This window comes from Mucilaginibacter endophyticus, from assembly GCF_003351025.1.
GTDB classification, from domain to species: Bacteria; Bacteroidota; Bacteroidia; order Sphingobacteriales; family Sphingobacteriaceae; genus Mucilaginibacter; species Mucilaginibacter endophyticus.
Map to the genome: position 1 here is coordinate 1 of NZ_QPCG01000014.1, position 17,274 is coordinate 17,274.

Annotated in this window: 16 protein-coding genes; 7 read left to right on the forward strand and 9 right to left on the reverse strand. The window is 42.8% G+C overall.

The window, feature by feature from the left end; genetic code table 11:
* Positions 1-438: 438 nt before the first annotated feature.
* Positions 439-1,218, reverse strand: a complete 780-nt coding sequence (rsmA, locus tag DUL71_RS30965) for a 16S rRNA (adenine(1518)-N(6)/adenine(1519)-N(6))-dimethyltransferase RsmA (protein WP_114941692.1) — start codon at positions 1,216-1,218, stop codon at positions 439-441.
* A gap of 236 nt (positions 1,219-1,454) precedes the next feature.
* On the opposite strand from rsmA, the gene pdxA reads away from it, so the two are divergent.
* The 6 genes from pdxA (at position 1,455) to DUL71_RS30995 (ending at position 6,453) form a co-directional block, all read left to right on the forward strand.
* Positions 1,455-2,510, forward strand: coding sequence for a 4-hydroxythreonine-4-phosphate dehydrogenase PdxA (pdxA, locus tag DUL71_RS30970; RefSeq protein WP_114941693.1), 1,056 nt, complete (start codon positions 1,455-1,457; stop codon positions 2,508-2,510).
* A gap of 83 nt (positions 2,511-2,593) precedes the next feature.
* Positions 2,594-3,781: a DUF5009 domain-containing protein gene (locus DUL71_RS30975; protein ID WP_112574634.1), complete on the forward strand. Its 1,188-nt coding sequence runs from the start codon at positions 2,594-2,596 to the stop codon at positions 3,779-3,781.
* A gap of 193 nt (positions 3,782-3,974) precedes the next feature.
* Complete coding sequence (locus DUL71_RS30980; protein ID WP_112574632.1) at positions 3,975-4,958, forward strand: pyruvate dehydrogenase complex E1 component subunit beta; 984 nt, start codon at positions 3,975-3,977, stop codon at positions 4,956-4,958.
* A gap of 80 nt (positions 4,959-5,038) precedes the next feature.
* Entirely contained in the window at positions 5,039-5,257 is a 219-nt protein-coding gene (locus tag DUL71_RS30985) for a zinc ribbon domain-containing protein YjdM (protein WP_114941727.1), read from the forward strand.
* A 37-nt stretch (positions 5,258-5,294) separates the two neighbouring features.
* Entirely contained in the window at positions 5,295-5,888 is a 594-nt protein-coding gene (locus DUL71_RS30990; RefSeq protein WP_114941694.1) for a hypothetical protein, read from the forward strand.
* A 67-nt stretch (positions 5,889-5,955) separates the two neighbouring features.
* On the forward strand, positions 5,956-6,453 hold the full coding sequence (locus DUL71_RS30995; RefSeq protein WP_114941695.1) for a hypothetical protein: 498 nt from the start codon (positions 5,956-5,958) through the stop codon (positions 6,451-6,453).
* A gap of 83 nt (positions 6,454-6,536) precedes the next feature.
* On the opposite strand, the gene DUL71_RS31000 is transcribed toward DUL71_RS30995, so the two are convergent.
* The 6 genes from DUL71_RS31000 to DUL71_RS31025 form a co-directional block, all read right to left on the reverse strand.
* Entirely contained in the window at positions 6,537-7,193 is a 657-nt protein-coding gene (locus DUL71_RS31000) for a metal-dependent transcriptional regulator (RefSeq protein WP_114941696.1), read from the reverse strand.
* 143 nt (positions 7,194-7,336) lie between these two features.
* The gene (locus tag DUL71_RS31005; RefSeq protein ID WP_114941697.1) at positions 7,337-7,918 is read right to left on the reverse strand and encodes a hypothetical protein; all 582 of its coding nucleotides are present in this window, start codon (positions 7,916-7,918) and stop codon (positions 7,337-7,339) included.
* Positions 7,919-8,295: 377 nt separating this feature from the next.
* Positions 8,296-9,171: an OmpA/MotB family protein gene (locus DUL71_RS31010; protein WP_112574626.1), complete on the reverse strand. Its 876-nt coding sequence runs from the start codon at positions 9,169-9,171 to the stop codon at positions 8,296-8,298.
* A 253-nt stretch (positions 9,172-9,424) separates the two neighbouring features.
* Complete coding sequence (locus DUL71_RS31015) at positions 9,425-9,925, reverse strand: hypothetical protein (RefSeq protein ID WP_114941698.1); 501 nt, start codon at positions 9,923-9,925, stop codon at positions 9,425-9,427.
* A gap of 126 nt (positions 9,926-10,051) precedes the next feature.
* Positions 10,052-11,803, reverse strand: a complete 1,752-nt coding sequence (locus tag DUL71_RS31020; RefSeq protein WP_341867761.1) for a S41 family peptidase — start codon at positions 11,801-11,803, stop codon at positions 10,052-10,054.
* A 63-nt stretch (positions 11,804-11,866) separates the two neighbouring features.
* On the reverse strand, positions 11,867-12,082 hold the full coding sequence (locus DUL71_RS31025; RefSeq protein WP_090532134.1) for a hypothetical protein: 216 nt from the start codon (positions 12,080-12,082) through the stop codon (positions 11,867-11,869).
* A gap of 193 nt (positions 12,083-12,275) precedes the next feature.
* Here DUL71_RS31025 and DUL71_RS31030 point away from each other — a divergent pair, with 193 nt between their 5' ends.
* Positions 12,276-12,848, forward strand: a complete 573-nt coding sequence (locus DUL71_RS31030; protein ID WP_114941700.1) for a porin family protein — start codon at positions 12,276-12,278, stop codon at positions 12,846-12,848.
* A gap of 214 nt (positions 12,849-13,062) precedes the next feature.
* On the opposite strand, the gene DUL71_RS31035 is transcribed toward DUL71_RS31030, so the two are convergent.
* Both DUL71_RS31035 and DUL71_RS31040 read right to left on the reverse strand, forming a co-directional pair.
* Positions 13,063-16,485: a ThuA domain-containing protein gene (locus DUL71_RS31035; protein WP_114941701.1), complete on the reverse strand. Its 3,423-nt coding sequence runs from the start codon at positions 16,483-16,485 to the stop codon at positions 13,063-13,065.
* Between the two features lie 204 nt (positions 16,486-16,689).
* Positions 16,690-17,082 carry a DUF1801 domain-containing protein gene (locus DUL71_RS31040; RefSeq protein ID WP_114941702.1) on the reverse strand — a complete coding sequence of 131 codons (393 nt, stop codon included), beginning with the start codon at positions 17,080-17,082 and terminating at the stop codon, positions 16,690-16,692.
* Positions 17,083-17,274: the final 192 nt, after the last annotated feature.

Genomic DNA, 17,274 nt, shown 5'->3' on the forward strand with positions numbered 1-17,274 from the left:
ACAAAGCCCTGAAATGGCTCGGCAAACGCTAAAAAGGCATATTTCGTCGCAATTTCAGTAGTTTGTCGGCAATTTTGGGGAGTTGGTAGAAAGCTTCGAGCTATTGGTCAGGCGGGAGGTGAAAATAGCCTATAATGTGGAGTGCTGGAGGTAGTGTTAAGTTTTGAGAGATTGACAGGCTGCACCATAGGTACAAAAGGTTTGTAGAAATAAGATATAATAGATTTTCGTGTGCCAGAGGTACACAACTCCGGTGTTCCGTACCTCTGGCACGGTTGTTTGCGTATAATTACGTTCCTACAAACCTGTTCCCCCTCTGGGGGATTTTCCTTAACTTAATGACATTGGCCAAAGGTACACCACTCCGGTGTTCCGGCATTGAGGTGCAGGGCGATGAGAGACGCGATTATGCGTCCTTACAGAAAGAGATATAAAAACCTACCTTGTTGCCGTTACCTTGTTGGTAAGTGCTACAAAATCTGCTACGCTTAACCTTTCCGCCCGTAGTTCGAGCATTGGTTCGTCGGTTAATTTCTCTTTATTAATAAGTGATGAGATGGCGTTGCGCAGGGTTTTGCGGCGCTGGTTGAAGCCGGCCTTTACGATTTGCCAGAATAGCTTCTCATCACATTCAAGGGTTTGCTTTTCGTTACGCGTAAGCCTGATCACTGCCGAAAGTACTTTTGGCGGTGGGTTGAACACGCCCGCTTTTACGGTAAACAGATATTCTACTTTATAATAGGCCTGTAGAAAAACGCTCAGGATGCCGTATTCTTTGCTGCCCGGCTTGGCGGCACAACGCTCGGCAACTTCTTTTTGAAACATGCCCACTACTTCTACCACCTGCTGGCGGTTGTCAAGCACTTTAAACAGGATCTGCGATGAGATATTATAGGGAAAGTTACCGATAATGGCAAAGCTTTCGGGGAAAATGCTTTTAAAATCAAGTTCCAGGAAATCGGCATTGATGAGCCTGTCGCCCAGTTGCGGATATTTCTTTTTCAGGAAATCGTACGATTCGGTATCGATATCAATGAGGGATGTTTCGTAGTCGGTTTTTTGCAGCAGGAAATCAGACAATACGCCCATCCCCGGCCCTACCTCAAGCACATGACCGAAACGCCCCTCGGGTTTCAGGCTGTCAACTATCTTTGCTGCTATGTTTTTATCAGTAAGAAAATGTTGCCCTAAATGTTTTTTTGCCCTTACCAATGTCATTATTAATCAAATATTTGAGCAAATTAAATCATATTTGTGCTTTTATCAGGAACTGTAAGCTTAAAATCTTTTATTTGCAAGTGCAAAGATAGGTTAAAGGCCAATGGTTAAAGGTAAAAGGTTTGCTTTAAACATTAAGCTTTTATAAATCATTAATAATCATCACTGTTAAAGTTCATAGAATCGCCTCAATAAATGGGTGAAATCAAAACTTATCAGTGGAATCAGTACAGAGAATGAGCGATAAATTAAAAATTGGGATCAGCATTGGCGATGTAAACGGTATCGGTTTAGAGATAATTATTAAAACTTTGGCCGATAGCAAAATTTATGAGTATTGTACGCCTATTGTTTACGGGCATACCAAGGTGGCCTCATTTCACCGTCGTGCAACCCAGGTTAATGAGCTTAATTTTTTAGTGATCAATGATCCGTCGCAAACTCATTTTCGCAAGCCCAACATGATCAACTGCTGGGAAGAAGATGTAAAAATAGAATTGGGCCAGGTTACCGAAGCCGGCGGCAAATACGCCTTTAAATCGCTGGAACGTGCTGTGTATGACCTAAAAGAAGGTTATATCGACGCCCTGGTGACGGCACCTATCAATAAAGATAATATCCAGAACGAAAAATTCCAATTTCCGGGACATACCGAATATTTGCAGCAATATGATGGCGCTGCCGAATCGCTGATGTTTTTAGTGAGCGATACTTTACGTGTTGGCGTGGTTACCGGCCATATCCCGGTATCAAAAATTGCCGAAAGCATTACTGCCGAAAAAATACTGGCCAAGCTGAAGCTAATGAACAGCAGCCTGCAAACCGATTTCTGGATCCGTAAGCCAAAGATCGCGGTATTGGGCCTTAACCCGCATGCGGGCGACAATGGACTGATAGGCAGTGAAGAAAAAGATATCATTATTCCGGCTATTGAAGAAGCCCGCTCAAACAATATCCTGGCATTTGGCCCATACTCGGCCGATGGCTTTTTTGCCAATGGCACTTACCTGCAGTTTGATGCCGTACTGGCCATGTATCACGACCAGGGCCTGATCCCTTTCAAGCAGATCGCCTTTGAATCGGGCGTTAACTTTACCGCCGGTTTAAACTTTGTGCGCACCTCGCCAGATCATGGTACCGCGTATGATATTGCCGGTAAAAATCAGGCTTCTGAGATTTCGTTCCGCGAGGCTTTATTTACTGCTATTCATATCGTAAAAAACCGCAGGGAGGGCCTGGAGCTTAACGAAAACCCACTTTTATTTAGCAAGCTGAGCCGCGACAGGGACTAAAAAAAGGTATGTAATAGTAATGTTTCAATTTAATTGCCGTTAAATTAAAACATTTACGGCGCTATGCGCATTTACATGACTGAATGAGTAATTTTCTGAGTCGTATACGTTCAATTGATGCTTTCCGTGCTGTAACAATGTTCCTGATGATATTTGTGAATGACCTGGATGGCATTCCGAATACCCCAAACTGGCTAAAACACGCGGGCTCAAATGTTGATGCGCTGGGTTTGGCCGATACTATTTTCCCCGCGTTTTTGTTTATCGTAGGCCTTTCAATTCCGTTTGCTTTTCAAAACAGGTTAAAACAGGGCGATAATTTCAAGCTGCTGTCGCGGATCGTAAGCCGCTCGTTCGCGCTAATTTTTATAGGGTTTTTCCATGCTAATATGGAAACCTACAACGAGGCCACTACCCTGCTGCCCAAGCCCGTTTGGGAAAGCCTGGTAACATTCAGCTTTTTCTTTATCTTTTTAGATTACAGCAAGGATACGCCGCCAAGAAGGCGCTATTTATTGCAGGGCTTTGGTATATTGTTACTGGCTGGTATGGCGGCCCTTTATCGTACCAGCGATCCCGGGCATGTCTGGCTGCATTTTACCTGGTGGGGCATATTAGGTTTGATCGGCTGGTCGTACATGCTTTGCGCCCTTATTTACTATTACTCTGAAGGGCACTTATGGATCCAGCTGGCTGCATGGATGTTCTTCATGTTCTTTAACCTGGATGTTCATTTCGGTTTTCTCGATTTTATTGACAGGTTGCAGGGCTATATCTGGATAGCCGGCAATGGTGCCATGCAATCCTTCACCATGGCAGGGGTATTTATTTCGGTATTGTACATGCGCCTCAAAGCCAATAACGAAATGAAGATGCTCTGGGTAGCCATGATCCTGATAGCCATTATCCTGTTTAATCTGGGCTTTATCGTGCGCTATTTCAGTGGCGGTATTTCCAAAGAACGCGATACCCCATCATGGGTGCTCATTTGTACCGGTATAAGTTTGGTGGTATATGCCTTCTTTATTTTCCTGGTTGATGTTAAAAATAAATACAATTGGTTTAAGGTGATTGAGCCTGCGGGCACCAACACATTTACCTGTTATATAGTCCCTTTCTTGTTTTATCCCATATATGAAATGAGCAGGATTGGTTACCCCGAATACTTAAGCCAGGGTACCGGGGGGCTCATCAAATGTATCGTATTCGCGTTTGTAATGGTATGGCTTACCGGTTTGCTGGATAAGATCAATATCCGGATCAAAATATAGGCACATTAACCCCTCCGATAAATCAAATTTCCTATTTGTTTTTGTTTCTGGCGGTAGTTTTGGGTTTTTCTCTGGTGAGACTGACACAAAATGTAAAATATATGTATTAAAAATCAAACCAATACCACGGTTAATTGCATTTAACACATTAGTGTTTATATTTGCGTTCGCAAAAAAACATCATTTTACGATAATGAGAGAAATACAATTCAGAGAAGCGCTAAGAGAGGCCATGGTCGAAGAAATGCGCAGCGACGAGAATATATACCTGATGGGTGAAGAGGTTGCCGAATATAACGGCGCATACAAAGTAAGCCAGGGAATGCTGGACGAGTTTGGTGCAAAACGTGTTATAGATACGCCGATCTCTGAATTGGGTTTTGCCGGTATCGGCATCGGCTCGGCGATGAATGGCTTACGCCCTATCATCGAGTTCATGACTTTCAACTTCTCGCTGGTAGCTATCGACCAGATCATCAACGGCGCTGCCAAGATGATGTCAATGAGCGGTGGCCAGTTCTCAGTGCCAATCGTTTTCCGTGGCCCTACCGGTAATGCTGGTATGCTTAGCTCACAGCACAGTCAGTGTTTTGAAAACTGGTATGCTAACTGCCCTGGCTTAAAAGTGGTTGTTCCATCAAATCCTTATGATGCAAAAGGCCTGTTAAAATCAGCTATCCTTGATCCGGATCCGGTTATTTTTATGGAGTCGGAATTAATGTATGGCGATAAAGGTGAAGTTCCTGAAGAAACATACTATATCCCACTGGGTAAAGCAAAAGTTGTTAAAGAAGGTACCGATGTTACTTTAGTTGGCTTTGGCAAGATCATGAAAGTGGTTGTTGCTGCTGCTGCCGAACTTGAAAAAGAAGGTATCCACGCCGAAGTGATCGACCTGCGTACTGTACGCCCTATTGATTACGCTACAGTTATTGAATCTGTTAAGAAAACAAACCGTTTGGTAATTATTGAAGAAAGCTGGCCTTTAGGTTCAATTGCTACCGAGGTTGCTTTCAAGGTACAAAAAGACGCTTTCGATTATCTTGACGCTCCTATCCTGCGTATTACCGGTGGCGACGTTCCGCTTCCTTACGCTCCAACTTTGATCCAGGAGTACCTGCCAAACCCTGAAAGGGTGATCAAAGCGGTTAAACAAGTAATGTACGTTACCAAGTAATCGTTTTATTAAATAAAATATCAATTGAGCCCGCTATGAAAATATCGGGCTCTTTCTTTTTTTCATATTCCCCTAAAATAATGGACGAACTCATAGTAAAAGACAGTAACGGTAATATCTTAAAGGATGGCGACTCGGTTACGCTAACCAAAAGCCTTAAAGTAAAAGGTGGAGGTGTAACGCTTAAGCAAGGTACGCTTGTTAAAAAGATACGCCTTACTGATAATGATGAAGAGGTTGATTGCAAGGTTGACGGCATGAGCATAGTACTCAGGACCGAATTTCTGAAAAAGCGTTAACCTATTCCCTAAACCTAACTTTAACAGCCTTATCAATATGAAGTGTTTTTTTGCCTGTGTTTTTCTTTTTGGAGGCTTGTTTGCTTATGGGCAAAAAATAACCCCATTAGAATACGTAGATGCCGGTACTATTTTAAAAGAAAACCAGGCCATTATTTATGGTAGTTTTATTCAACGCCTTACCTTTTGGCAAAATGGTTACGACCAAAGGATCAGGATCAGAAACCTGGAAACCAATGAGCTATTTTCATTTGAGGTGAAACCGGCAACCAGAACAAGAAAAGAGAACCCATTCTGTTTCTTTATAAAACCAGGCACTTATGAAGTGGTAAACTTTTACTATTCAAAAGCCAAATGGTATGGAACGGAGGATAATACAAGACCGGTTTTTAGAGGAATTGATTTTGAGGTTAACGTAAAAAATAAGATAGACAGTGGCCTTGTCAAAATGGAAGACCTTCACCGGATGGTTTTTAAAGTTGAGAATAATACACTTACTTATCTTGGTAAATGGCATTTTGAATCGGGCGCCCCGTCATTCAGTAATGATAAAGCCGTGCTTGATAAAAAACTAAAGGAGGATTATTTTTTTCTTGAATTTGAAAAGGCCGCTATAGTGTTGCCTGACTAAAATTTTACGTTGCCGCCAAAAATATTTTTGTAAAAATACCTACTTTTAAAAATTAACTTTTTTGAACATGCGATACACCTACTTTAAAGCATTTAAACCGTTATTTTTCATAGTATCAGCCCTGATTATTGCGGGAAATGCCGCCGCCCAAACTCAGCCTGCCGCCGCTACTACTGCGGCACCCGTGGCCGCTGTTGCAGGGGTACAAACTCATATTGATAAGTTTTTTAAAGAATACGATAAGCAAAGCACAGCCCGCGCTGTAATTGATATTTTTAAAACCAATAAACTGATGGATTCTACCCGGCTAACCGGGCTTATTGTTAAAATAGACTCCATGCGGAGTGTTATTGGCAAATACCTTGGTAAAGACCTCATCATGCAGCGTAAGGCCTCAAACAGCCTGGTGTTGTACAGTTACCTGCTTAAACACGAAAGTCAGCCTGCGCGCATCACCTTTATGTTTTACAAGCCTAAAAACGAGTGGGAGATCTATCGCCTCTACTTTGACGTGGATGTTGACGCCGAACTTGCCGAATCATCAAGAGTAACCGGGAAACCCTAATTGAGGTGAAAGGCGAAAGGATAAAGGTGAAAGGTAGCTTCATTATCGTTTTGCGAAGCAAAACCTTTCACCTTTCACCTAAATTAATCCACTAATATATTCTCCCCAAACTTTTGGGAAACTGTGGTGTCCTCCCGGTCTTCAATTTTTATGACAAGCGAGTTATCATAGGGGATTTTTTCTATCAGCTGTATTTTTGTGCCGATGCCGATATTCAGTCTCTGCAGGTATTGCAGAAATGAGCTGCTGGTATCACGTACGGCGGCAACCTTGCTTTGGGAGCCGGGTTTAAGCTCCGATAAGGTTACAGAATATGATTTGGGTACTTTCCCATTGGCTTTGGGGATAGGATCGCCGTGAGGGTCGTATTCGGGGAAACCAAGGAATTTATCTAATCTATCAGCCAGGGTGGCATCGTTAATGTGCTCCAGTTCTTCGGCTATATCATGGATCTCATCCCAATGGTAGCCTAATTTTTCCAATAAAAAAACTTCCCAGAGGCGGTGCCTGCGCACAATCAATATCGCATCTTTTAAGCCCTGCGGTGTTAGCCTTACACCCTTCTTTTTATCGTATTCAATAAGTTGCTTTTCGGTGAGCTTACGGATCATATCCACTACCGATGCCGGGTTATTGCTGAGTGCATCGGCTATGGCGGTAGGTGTTATTTTAAAATCTTTTCCCTGCGAAGCAAGGCGATAGATAGCTTTTAAATAGTTTTCTTCCGAAAGCGTGTACATCAGTAGTTATTTTGATAAAATACAAACATAAGCAAAAGCAGGACGCCTGTTACCGGCTAAACGTTACTATTTGACCGTAAATAGCTATTAAAAACAAACAGGCATCCTTTTGGGGATGCCTGTCTTTACTTGTATATTATATATTAATGGTGTCCGTGACCTCCGCCGTGTCCGTGTTCGCCACCACCGTGGCCGCCGCCGTGACCGTGATCGCCGTGATCACCACCGCCGTGCCAGCCTCCCCTGTTCGGGTTGCCACCATGCCAGCCGTTGTTTCCACGGTAAACGGTACGGCTTACATAACGGTCGCCTCCACGCCAGTGATTGGCGTACCTTACATCACGGCTGTTACGGATAATAACCTGGTCATGACGACCGCGATAGCCGGCATAATGATCTCTGTAATAAGTATTGCGGATCCATGGATTGCGTTCGTTAACCACAACCTTGTAGCCATTGTAAACGTTATAATTCCGGTATCTTACCGGTAAATATCTATGGTGTACCCACACATTGTTTTCAAAATAAACGTAATTATGGGTTGGTACATCGTAATAAGCATCGATGTCGGGCATGTAGTAATAATCAACGTGATCATAACCTACCGGACCCCAATCTGGCTGACTGCCTATATTAATACCTAAACCAATACTAACCTGTGCCGAAGCCATCTTCGCAGTGAAGCAGCTTAATAATATAGCAGCCGATAAAATAATCTTTTTCATGACGTGTGTAATAAGTTATGTAGGTATGACTATGGTTAAAGCCCATGGTTTAACCTGTTTTAATACCTGTTGCGCTATTTATTCAAAATAAATGCCATTGCTATCCCGCTCTTAGTGTAATGAGATAAATTTAGGCGGATGTGAAATTTTACTACAGGTTGTTCTTCTATTAATTAAATGAAAGAGATTTTCAATTAAAAAACCTGTATTTCATGATCGGTAATTAAAAATTAAGGGATTGGATAAATCATTGTGCCAGCCCCAATGATAAAGAAATAACTTTTGCAGATTGTATGTTTTTACATACAATCTGCAAAAGGCACAAAAAAAAGCCACCCCTGAAGAGAGGTGGCTCTAATATTAATGGTTAAACTAAATTATTGCTTAGGCGCAGCTGGCTGATCTGCCGGTGCTTTGCCAATCAGGTCCATAAACTGATCAAGTTTTGGTGTAATGATGATCTGTGTACGCCTGTTTTGGGCTTTACCACTTGGGGTTGAATTATCGGCAATCGGGTTGTATTCACCACGGCCGCCGGCAGTCAAACGTTTAGGATCAACCTGGTAGGTAGTCTGCAATGCCTGCACTACAGATGAGGCACGTAAAGCACTTAAATCCCAGTTATTACGGATGTTTTTCTGTGAGATAGGCACGTTATCGGTATTACCTTCAATCAGCACATCGTAAGTGCTATAGTCCATGATGATTTTGGCTATTTTGCTTAAAGTAGCGCCTGCTTTGTCAGATACTTCATAGCTGCCAGATTTGTACAGCATATTATCAGACAGAGAGATGTAAACAACACCTTTCAGCACCTTAACATCAACATCCTGAGTTTCCTGAGGGGTTAATGAGCGGGTAAGGTTGTTGGTTAACACCATATTAAGCGAGTCGCTTTTGTTTTTAGCATTAACTAATTGTTGAATATAGCGGTTTGAGCTATTGATCTCATCAACCAGTTTTGAAATGTTAACATTACCCTGGCTGCTTGAGTTTAAACATTTGTTCAAGGCGTCCTGCAAAGCGGTTACGTTTGCTTTTTGCTGATCAATTTGCTCTTCAAGGCTTTTGTTGCGGCTGCGCGCCACGGCAAGTGCCTGTTCGCTGGTTTGATATTTAATGCTTAGGTCTTTGGTGCTGTTTTGCAATTGAGTGTAATTAGCATCCAGTTCTTTGTACTTTTTGCTGCTTACACAGCTTTGGCCTAATACTGCTACTACAAGCAGCGCCAAAATGGATATTCGATATTTCATAAGTGTAATTTGATTTAAATCGTTTAACAATAAATCGGTTAACTAAGTAACGAATATAATGTTTGTTTATAGCTAAACCTAAGTAAACAAACTATAAAAGTTAACCTAAATGTGACATATGTGGGCAAGTTTTGTGCCGAAGGATGGCAATGCCCTTCATAGCGAAACAGCAGGGATTTTAAGCAAAAAAGGACTGTCCTTTTTGGGGGACAGTCCTTCATAAAAACAATCAAAATTATAACAAAATAAAAACTTAGTCGCGGTGGCCACGGCCGTGATCATGATCATCGTGACCATGGCTGCGGTTATCGTGTTTCACTACATCAACCCTGCGTACGGTTTTACGTTCAACGTAATGATTGCGGTATTTTTCGTCATGGCTATCGCGAATTACTACCTGATCGTGACGGCCGCGGTATGAGGCATATTTACGTTTGTAAACATCGTTTCTAACCCAAGGGTTACGTTCATTAACCACTACCTTATAACTGTGGTAAACGTCATAGTTTCCAAAGCGTGGAGGCAACATTGCGCCATGTACCCAGGCATTGTTATCAAAATAAACATATTGATGGGCGTTGATATCGTAGTAAGAATCAATATCCGGCAGGTAGTAGTAATCTACATGATCATAACCTACAGGGCCCCATTCGGGCTGACTACCAATATTAATGCTTAAGCTTATTTGAGCGCTGGCTATTTTTACAGTTAAACTGCTTACTAAAATGGCAGCTGTTAAAATTATCTTTTTCATGTTGTGTTATCGTTTGTTTGCAAGTATGACAATAACAAATCATAAAAGTTTAGCCCGTTACATGTTGTAACGGGTAACTAATTGGTTACAATGTTGAGTGAAATGTTAAACTGATTGATATTCAGTTTATTCGTCGTCGCTATCTTTATCCGCGGCTTTTTTACCTGCCATGGCCAATACCGGTTTGCCTATAACTTTATAGCTGCCTTCGCCTTTAAGGATGGATGCCAGCTGGGCTTTATCCTGCATGGTTTTTACGGCCTGGGCAAGTTCCTTGTCGTATTTAAAGTTGGTTTCGTAGCGGCCTTTTTCATAATAATAGCGGGATGCTATCTCGTTTTCAAGTACCTGCTTTATCTCGTCTTTATGCTGGATAAGATCGTTCTTTTTGCTGGCCATCAGTTTGGTTTTCAAGCCTTCGTATTCGCCCTGGATATCATTAAACTGTTTATCCTTAGTAGCTTCGGTTTTTAAACGATCCAACAGTTTTTCAGACGCGGTGGTATAGTTGTAGTTTTTATCGGCCAGGTATTTTATAAAATCATTGTATTCTCCGTCTGATAGAGAGAATGAGCGAGCGTCATTGATTTTAGAGTGTTTGTCCCGGTAAACTGTAGCGTAATCAAATATCAGCAGCTTGCCCACCAACGCCTGGGTAACGTTGGCAAATTTTTCCTGTTTAATAAAAATATCAGGATAGATGCCGCTGCCGTCATAAACAGAACGGCCATTTTTTGTTTTAAACTCATGTATAAGCGAATCGGCTACTTTCACCACGCTGCCATCATCCTTACGGTGCGTGTAATCCAGCTCCTGGATACAACGGCCCGATGGCACATAGTATTTAGCAATGGTGATTTTTACCAGGCTGTTGTACGGTAAATTGAATGTTTGCTGCACCAGTCCTTTGCCATAGCTGCGCTGACCGATGATTACCGCGCGGTCAAGATCCTGCAGTGAGCCGGCAACAATTTCACTTGCCGATGCCGAATGGCTGTTAACCAATACCACCAGCGGTAAATTAGGCTCAAGCGGAGCGCTGATGGTACTGTATGTAAAATTCTTTTCTTTTATTTTTCCTTTTTGCGATACGATCTCTACATCCTTCTGCACAAAAAGGTTCACGATCTTAACAGCTTCCTGTAAAATGCCTCCGCCATTTGAGCGAAGATCGAGGATGATGCCGTTCGGGTTTTTCTTTTTTAGTTCGGTAAGTGCGGTAGTAACTTCAGCGGCCGAGTTTTCGAGGAATTTATCGAGTTTGATATAACCCATATTGCCCTCAACCATTCCATAGTAAGATACATTGGGCTGTTTGATCTCATCGCGGACAAGATTTTTCTCAAAAGGCTGCGGGGTATTGTCGCGTTTGATATACAGTTTGATAGCCGCGCCTTTAGAACCTTTAAGTAATTGGCTCACCTGGTCGTTATCTTTACCGTTCAGGTCAACATCGTTAATTTTCAGGAGCTGATCGCCAGGGTGCACATCGCCTTTCTGGGCAGGGAAGCCAGCAAAAACTTCGGATACAAATACTTTACCATTACGAACAAAGATGCTGGCACCTATGCCCCCGTATTGTGTGCTTACGTAGTGAAGCTTATAATCCTCAATTTCCGATTCGGGTACAAACTCGGTATAGGGGTCAAGGCCATCAAGCATGGCGTCAACACCGGTTTTTACCAGCTTGGCCGAATTGATATCATCGACATAGTTAACATTAACCTCTTTGTAAACCGAGGCAAAAACATCAAGGTTCTTCGAGATCTGAAACAGGTCGTCATTAAAACCCACTATGCCCGCAGCCAACAATGCAATACCTGCAAATAAGCCTGCTTTTTTGTATCCTTTTTTGAACACTAAACCCTGTTTCATCATTTATCCTCGAAAAAAATAAAAATACAAAAAAGCTATCCAGTTTGTATAACCGCAGTGTCTATTTTACAGTCGGTTGGTATCAATATTAACCAAGGCCTTTTTTAAGGTGAAAACCACATACTTACGGTCGCGGTTTACAAGGTCCATCAGTTTGGTAATCAGGCTTTCTTCCTGTCCTTCGCTGTATTTCAACTGCTCGTCTGTAAGGTGGTTGTATTTACGTTGAATTTTAATTTTTACGCGTTCCCAGTCTTTGTTTGTAATACTGATTTCAGCCATGTTTAATTTATTTTCAGCAAAAATATAAAAAATACCAAGTTGCTACTGTTTAAATGTTTGGCTCGTGTATTGATATTGCCTATTACGGCCTTAATATAGGCCGGGTTATAAACCAAACTAAATTAATAACGTAGAGCTGTATACAATTTTAAGGATTACGTGCGTTACGGCTTTACATTTAACAACGAAAAACATGAAAAAGTATCTATTAAGTGTGGCATTACTGATTGCAGTAAGCATCAGTGCCAAAGCACAGTTTTCTTTAGGTGTGAAAGGTGGCGTCAATTTTTCAAAGATCGGCTCCGATAATTTCAGCGACAAAAACCTCACCGGTTATCAGGCCGGTTTATTTGCCCGTGTAGGTAACAGCGTTTATCTGCAACCGGAGCTTTACCTGAGCGGAACAGGTGGTAAATTTGAATCGAACGATAATAATACCGCTTTTAGTGGTAAAGTAAGGTTCACTAACTTGAATGTGCCGTTGTTGATAGGTAAATCATTTGGTGAAAAAGATCTGAATTTCCGTATCATGGCCGGCCCTATCTATACTTACGAGCTTGATCATAGTACCAGCCTGGGTAATAACATCAGCAACGCCGCAACCGATTTTAATAAAAGTAACCTCGGTTTCCAGGCCGGCGCAGGTGTTGATATCGGTTCCATCACTGCCGACTTGCGCTATGAAGGCGGCTTAACCAAAGTAAGCGACAGCTTTGCCAAACGCCAAAACCTCTGGGCGCTGAGCGTTGGCTTTAAGATTTTCTAATCTTGAAGTTCGTGGAGACATAATTAGTTTAAGTTCGTGAGGACACGAACTTGGGGAAAGTAAAACGGCCCGGTAGGTTAACCTGCCGGGCCGTTTTGTTTATCTACATTCACTCGTCATTGCGAGGAACGAAGCAATCGCGAACTATAAAGGGCTACTTGCATAGCCTCTCTGCTTTTTGGCGATTGCTGCGTTCCTCGCAATGACATTTTACCTACTTTGCGCTAAATACTATCGAAGTTACCCCGGCTGTCATAGCGGCTTTACTTGCCGGTTTATATACAAAGAACAGCTTATGCATTTTGCCATCTGTTACCGGTGTAAGTACTATGTGAACAGCGCCACCTTTGGCATCTTTGGCCGGCACCGGCATACTGCCTTTACCTGCAAGCGCGCCTGTTTCTGAATCAAGCCTCAACTCAAAATTAAGCGGAGCGGTTGGTGGTGCCTGCCAGAAGTTGGTTAGGTTGATAGAGCGTACGCCTGTTAAGTCGATATTCTCCAGTTCAAACCAGCCATCAGCACCAGGGTAGATCATGAGATTCATACCATTGTATTTAAAGGCGGTAAACTGGTTGAATTTCTCGGTGCCTTTAAACTGATAGGTGCTGCTGTTTAATGATACAATGCTGCTTCCGGTTAGTTTTTTGATGTCGTTGCCACCATTATCGGTGTATTTAGCCGATAATACCAGCGCTGCCGACTGTTGTTTTTCTGGCGGAGCAGGCATGATAGTACCAGATGCCGCTAACGATGGCTTTTGATCGCTGTTATCAAGCGAAAGCACCCAGTTAATGATCTGGTCAATGTCACCTTGTTTAATGTTTGGATGTGCCGACATCGCGGTTTCGCCCCAAACACCGGCACCACCTTTGATTACCTTTTGGGTAAGCTTGGCCATTGCATTAGGATCTTTTTTGTATTTGGCGGCTACCTGTACAAATGACGGGCCTATTGATTTGCCGTCTTCCTTGTGGCAGCTTTTGCAATCCATGGTAAGCATGAGTGTTTTACCACGGTTTTCAGGTTCGCCTTGTTCATGCTGTGCTGCAGACTGGGCTTTGTCAAAACCTTCAATATAATCCAGGCCTACGTAAATACGTTTCGGATCAACTGCTTTTGTATCCGGCCCGTCGGTTACGTTAACCGCGTATTTGAACGGTACGCCCGGCAGGTAGAATGATTTATTGCCACCGCTGATATTGATGCTAACGGTTGGTTGCTCGTTACCTGCGTAAACGCTAATTGGTGCGCTTTTGCTCGATGCACCTTTATCGTCTTTTGCTTCAACAGTAATTTTGTAATCGCCAACTGTTGCGTAAGTATAGCTGAGCGACGGTGTGGTTGTTTCTTTGGTTACGCCATTGCCCAGGTTCCAGGTATAGGATACATTGTCTTTTTCCGGATCGGTAGCTTTAACAGCAAGCTTAACGGTAAACGGTAACACGCCGGATGTTTTATCAGCCTTGAAAGATGAAATTTCAGGCGGGCGGTTTCCTCCAATATAATCTATGCGGAATAAACCGGCATCCGGGTTATGTGAAAACCATCCGCTGCCATACTCTAAACCATAAAGCCTGCCATCAGGGCCAACTTCCATATCAATCATGGAGTTTACTTTCAGTTTAGGGAAGAAAGGTTCCATTTTGTCAAAGTCGCCTTCTGGAGTAAGGCTAACAGCTTTTATCCAGCCGCGCATCCAGTCGTACGCCAAAAACTTACCATTATAATAATCAGGCAGACGGGTTTCTTCCGGGAACATGTCGGTATAATAAACCGGGCCAGCCATAGCGTTACGACCGCCTGTCCCAACTTGAGGGAAATCGGCAGATGGGCCATAAGGATACCAGATAAACGCCGGTTGAGCCGGTGGCAGATCGGTTAAGCCGGTGTTATTACGCGAATTATTAACCGGATGTTTAGGATCAAACGCCGGGCCTGATTTACCTGTGGCATAATCATAAAGGTGGTACGGCTTGTTATCACCCACAAAATAAGGCCAGCCAAAGTTACCGGCTTTTTTTGCCTGGTTAACCTCATCATAACCCATCGGGCCGCGGTTATCCAGGCTGTCATTATGTGCATCCGGGCCAACTTCGCCCCAATACAGATAGCCGTTCTTTTGATCTACCGAGATACGGTACGGGTTCCTGTCGCCCATTACATAAATTTCGGGGCGGGTTTTGGGTGTACCTTTCGGGAACAGGTTACCTTCCGGAATCTCATAAGTACCATCGTCTTTAAGGTTGATACGCATAATCTTACCACGCAGGTCATTGGTATTACCGGCCGAACGGCGTGCGTCAAATTGTAAATGACCTGGTCGGTCATCAAGCGGGGCATAACCGCTGCTTACGTACTTTTGACCTTTTTCATCAAATGGTGTTGAGTTATCACCGGCCGAGAAGAACAGGGTTTTATCCGGTCCCGGGCCGAAGGCAATTGAACCACCGGTATGGCAGCAGATATCACGCTGAGCTTTCACCTCCAAAATAACTTTCTCGGTTTTTTTATCCAGTGTGTCATTTTTAAAGGTAAACCTCGAAAGGCGGTTAACTGAGCTATCGGCAGGACTATAGTAAATATATATCCAGTTATTTTTTTCAAACTGCGGGTCTTTGGCAAGGCCGAGCATCCCCTCTTCTGCATTCACGTTTGGCACGTGGGCTTTCCAGTATACATCAAAAAAGCCAACCTGTTTTACCTTTTGGGTATCGTGTTTGTATAACATGATCTCGCCACGGCGCTGGATCACCATGATGTCCAGGTTGGGCAATATGGTCATTTCTGTAGGCTCAAAAAACTCACCTGTTGAGAGCTGGGTTTTCTTAAAGCGGTCTTCATCAGGAGGCAGCTGGGTTTTAGCCTTACCGTAATCAAGTTCTTTATTTTCGCCTATGGCATATTTGATACCGGCAAGCAGCATTTTCAGGTAACCGGTTTCTTTATAAGTTTCGTCGGTATGGCCCATTGCGGTATAAAATGCACGACCGCCGTCAAAATCATGGAACCAGGTGGCCGGGTGCAAGCCCATGCGTTTACCGCCTTTGTAAGTGCTTTCGTCAAGCGTTATCAACACATGTACATCACTGGCCAATGGCTTGCGGAAACTGTAAAACTCGTCGGTACGTTTCCAAACTTTAGGCAGGTCTTTAGTCGCGTCATTATTGGCATCAACTATATTATAGGTACCTGGCTGCACATTAGGGTTTTTATCATGAATGCCGGGATGGTCATAAAACCAGGCGCCAACCAGGCGGCCGTACCAGCCCCAATCGTATTCGGTATCAGCGGCAGCATGGATACCTACAAAACCGCCTCCGGCTTGTATATAACGCTCAAAAGCTGCTTCCTGCCTGTAATCAAGCACATCGGCGGTGGTGCTTAAAAAAATAACAGTAGAGTATTTTTTTAAGGTATCTTCATTAAACATGGCCGAGTTTTTTGTGGTATCCACATCAAAACCATTCTCTTCTCCGAGTTTTTTGATAGCTACGATACCGGCATCGATAGATGCGTGGTGAAAGCCCATGGTTTTTGAAAAGATAAGTACCCGCGGTTTATTGGGGCGTGTTTTGTTACAGGATAAGTAAATGCAGCTGATTGCCGCAAGAACCATCAGGACGATTTTTTTCATATCGACTTATTGTGGGTTTTGGGTTAATTGGTTTTAATGTTATTGAATTCAGGGTTTCAGCCGCAATCTACTCAATCGATTGCAATAAATTGCTGCTAACCAAATTTATAACTAAATATTTACGAAACAAGAGGCAATGTGTAAAAATGACACAATATTTTGCTGTAATTTTGACGGTTTTTTTGAGAATGGGTACAGGAAAGATTATTTCCTCTTTCGGTTTTCAAGCATATCGGCAATACTGATAACGGAACAATCTGTGATTAATACTGAAACTATATCAAGTGGAATTTCATCGGAGCCGGCGAAGTTGATGCAGCCTTTTTGAAATTTGGCGGCAGGTAATAGCGCGGCGTATTTGGCGTGCAGTGCCGGGTTCATATAAATAGGCATACAATGTAGGGACATGTAATTTTTAACAGCCGCAAGTCCGTATTTCATAATGCCCCTTTCTTTATAAAGGATCATTTCCTTGCTCATCATGCTTTCAACACCAGGCTCGATTGAATGATCATTGCTGATAATTATATTATGAAGACTTGTTAATAGTGTTTGTCTTTCTTCAGATTGTTCAAGAATGTAGCCGGATGGTGTCATGAGGATTGGTTTGGTGCACTAATTTACGATATTTCAATTTGGAAGCTGATGCAGAAAACCTATAAAAACAGCAAAGCCCCTGATGGGCAGGGGCCTTTACTAACCAATTATAAACCTAAATTATGAGAAGAGCTGTAGGAGAAGGAGTCGAACCTTCACGGAGTGGTTATTTTTATTGCTAAAAGTTTCCCA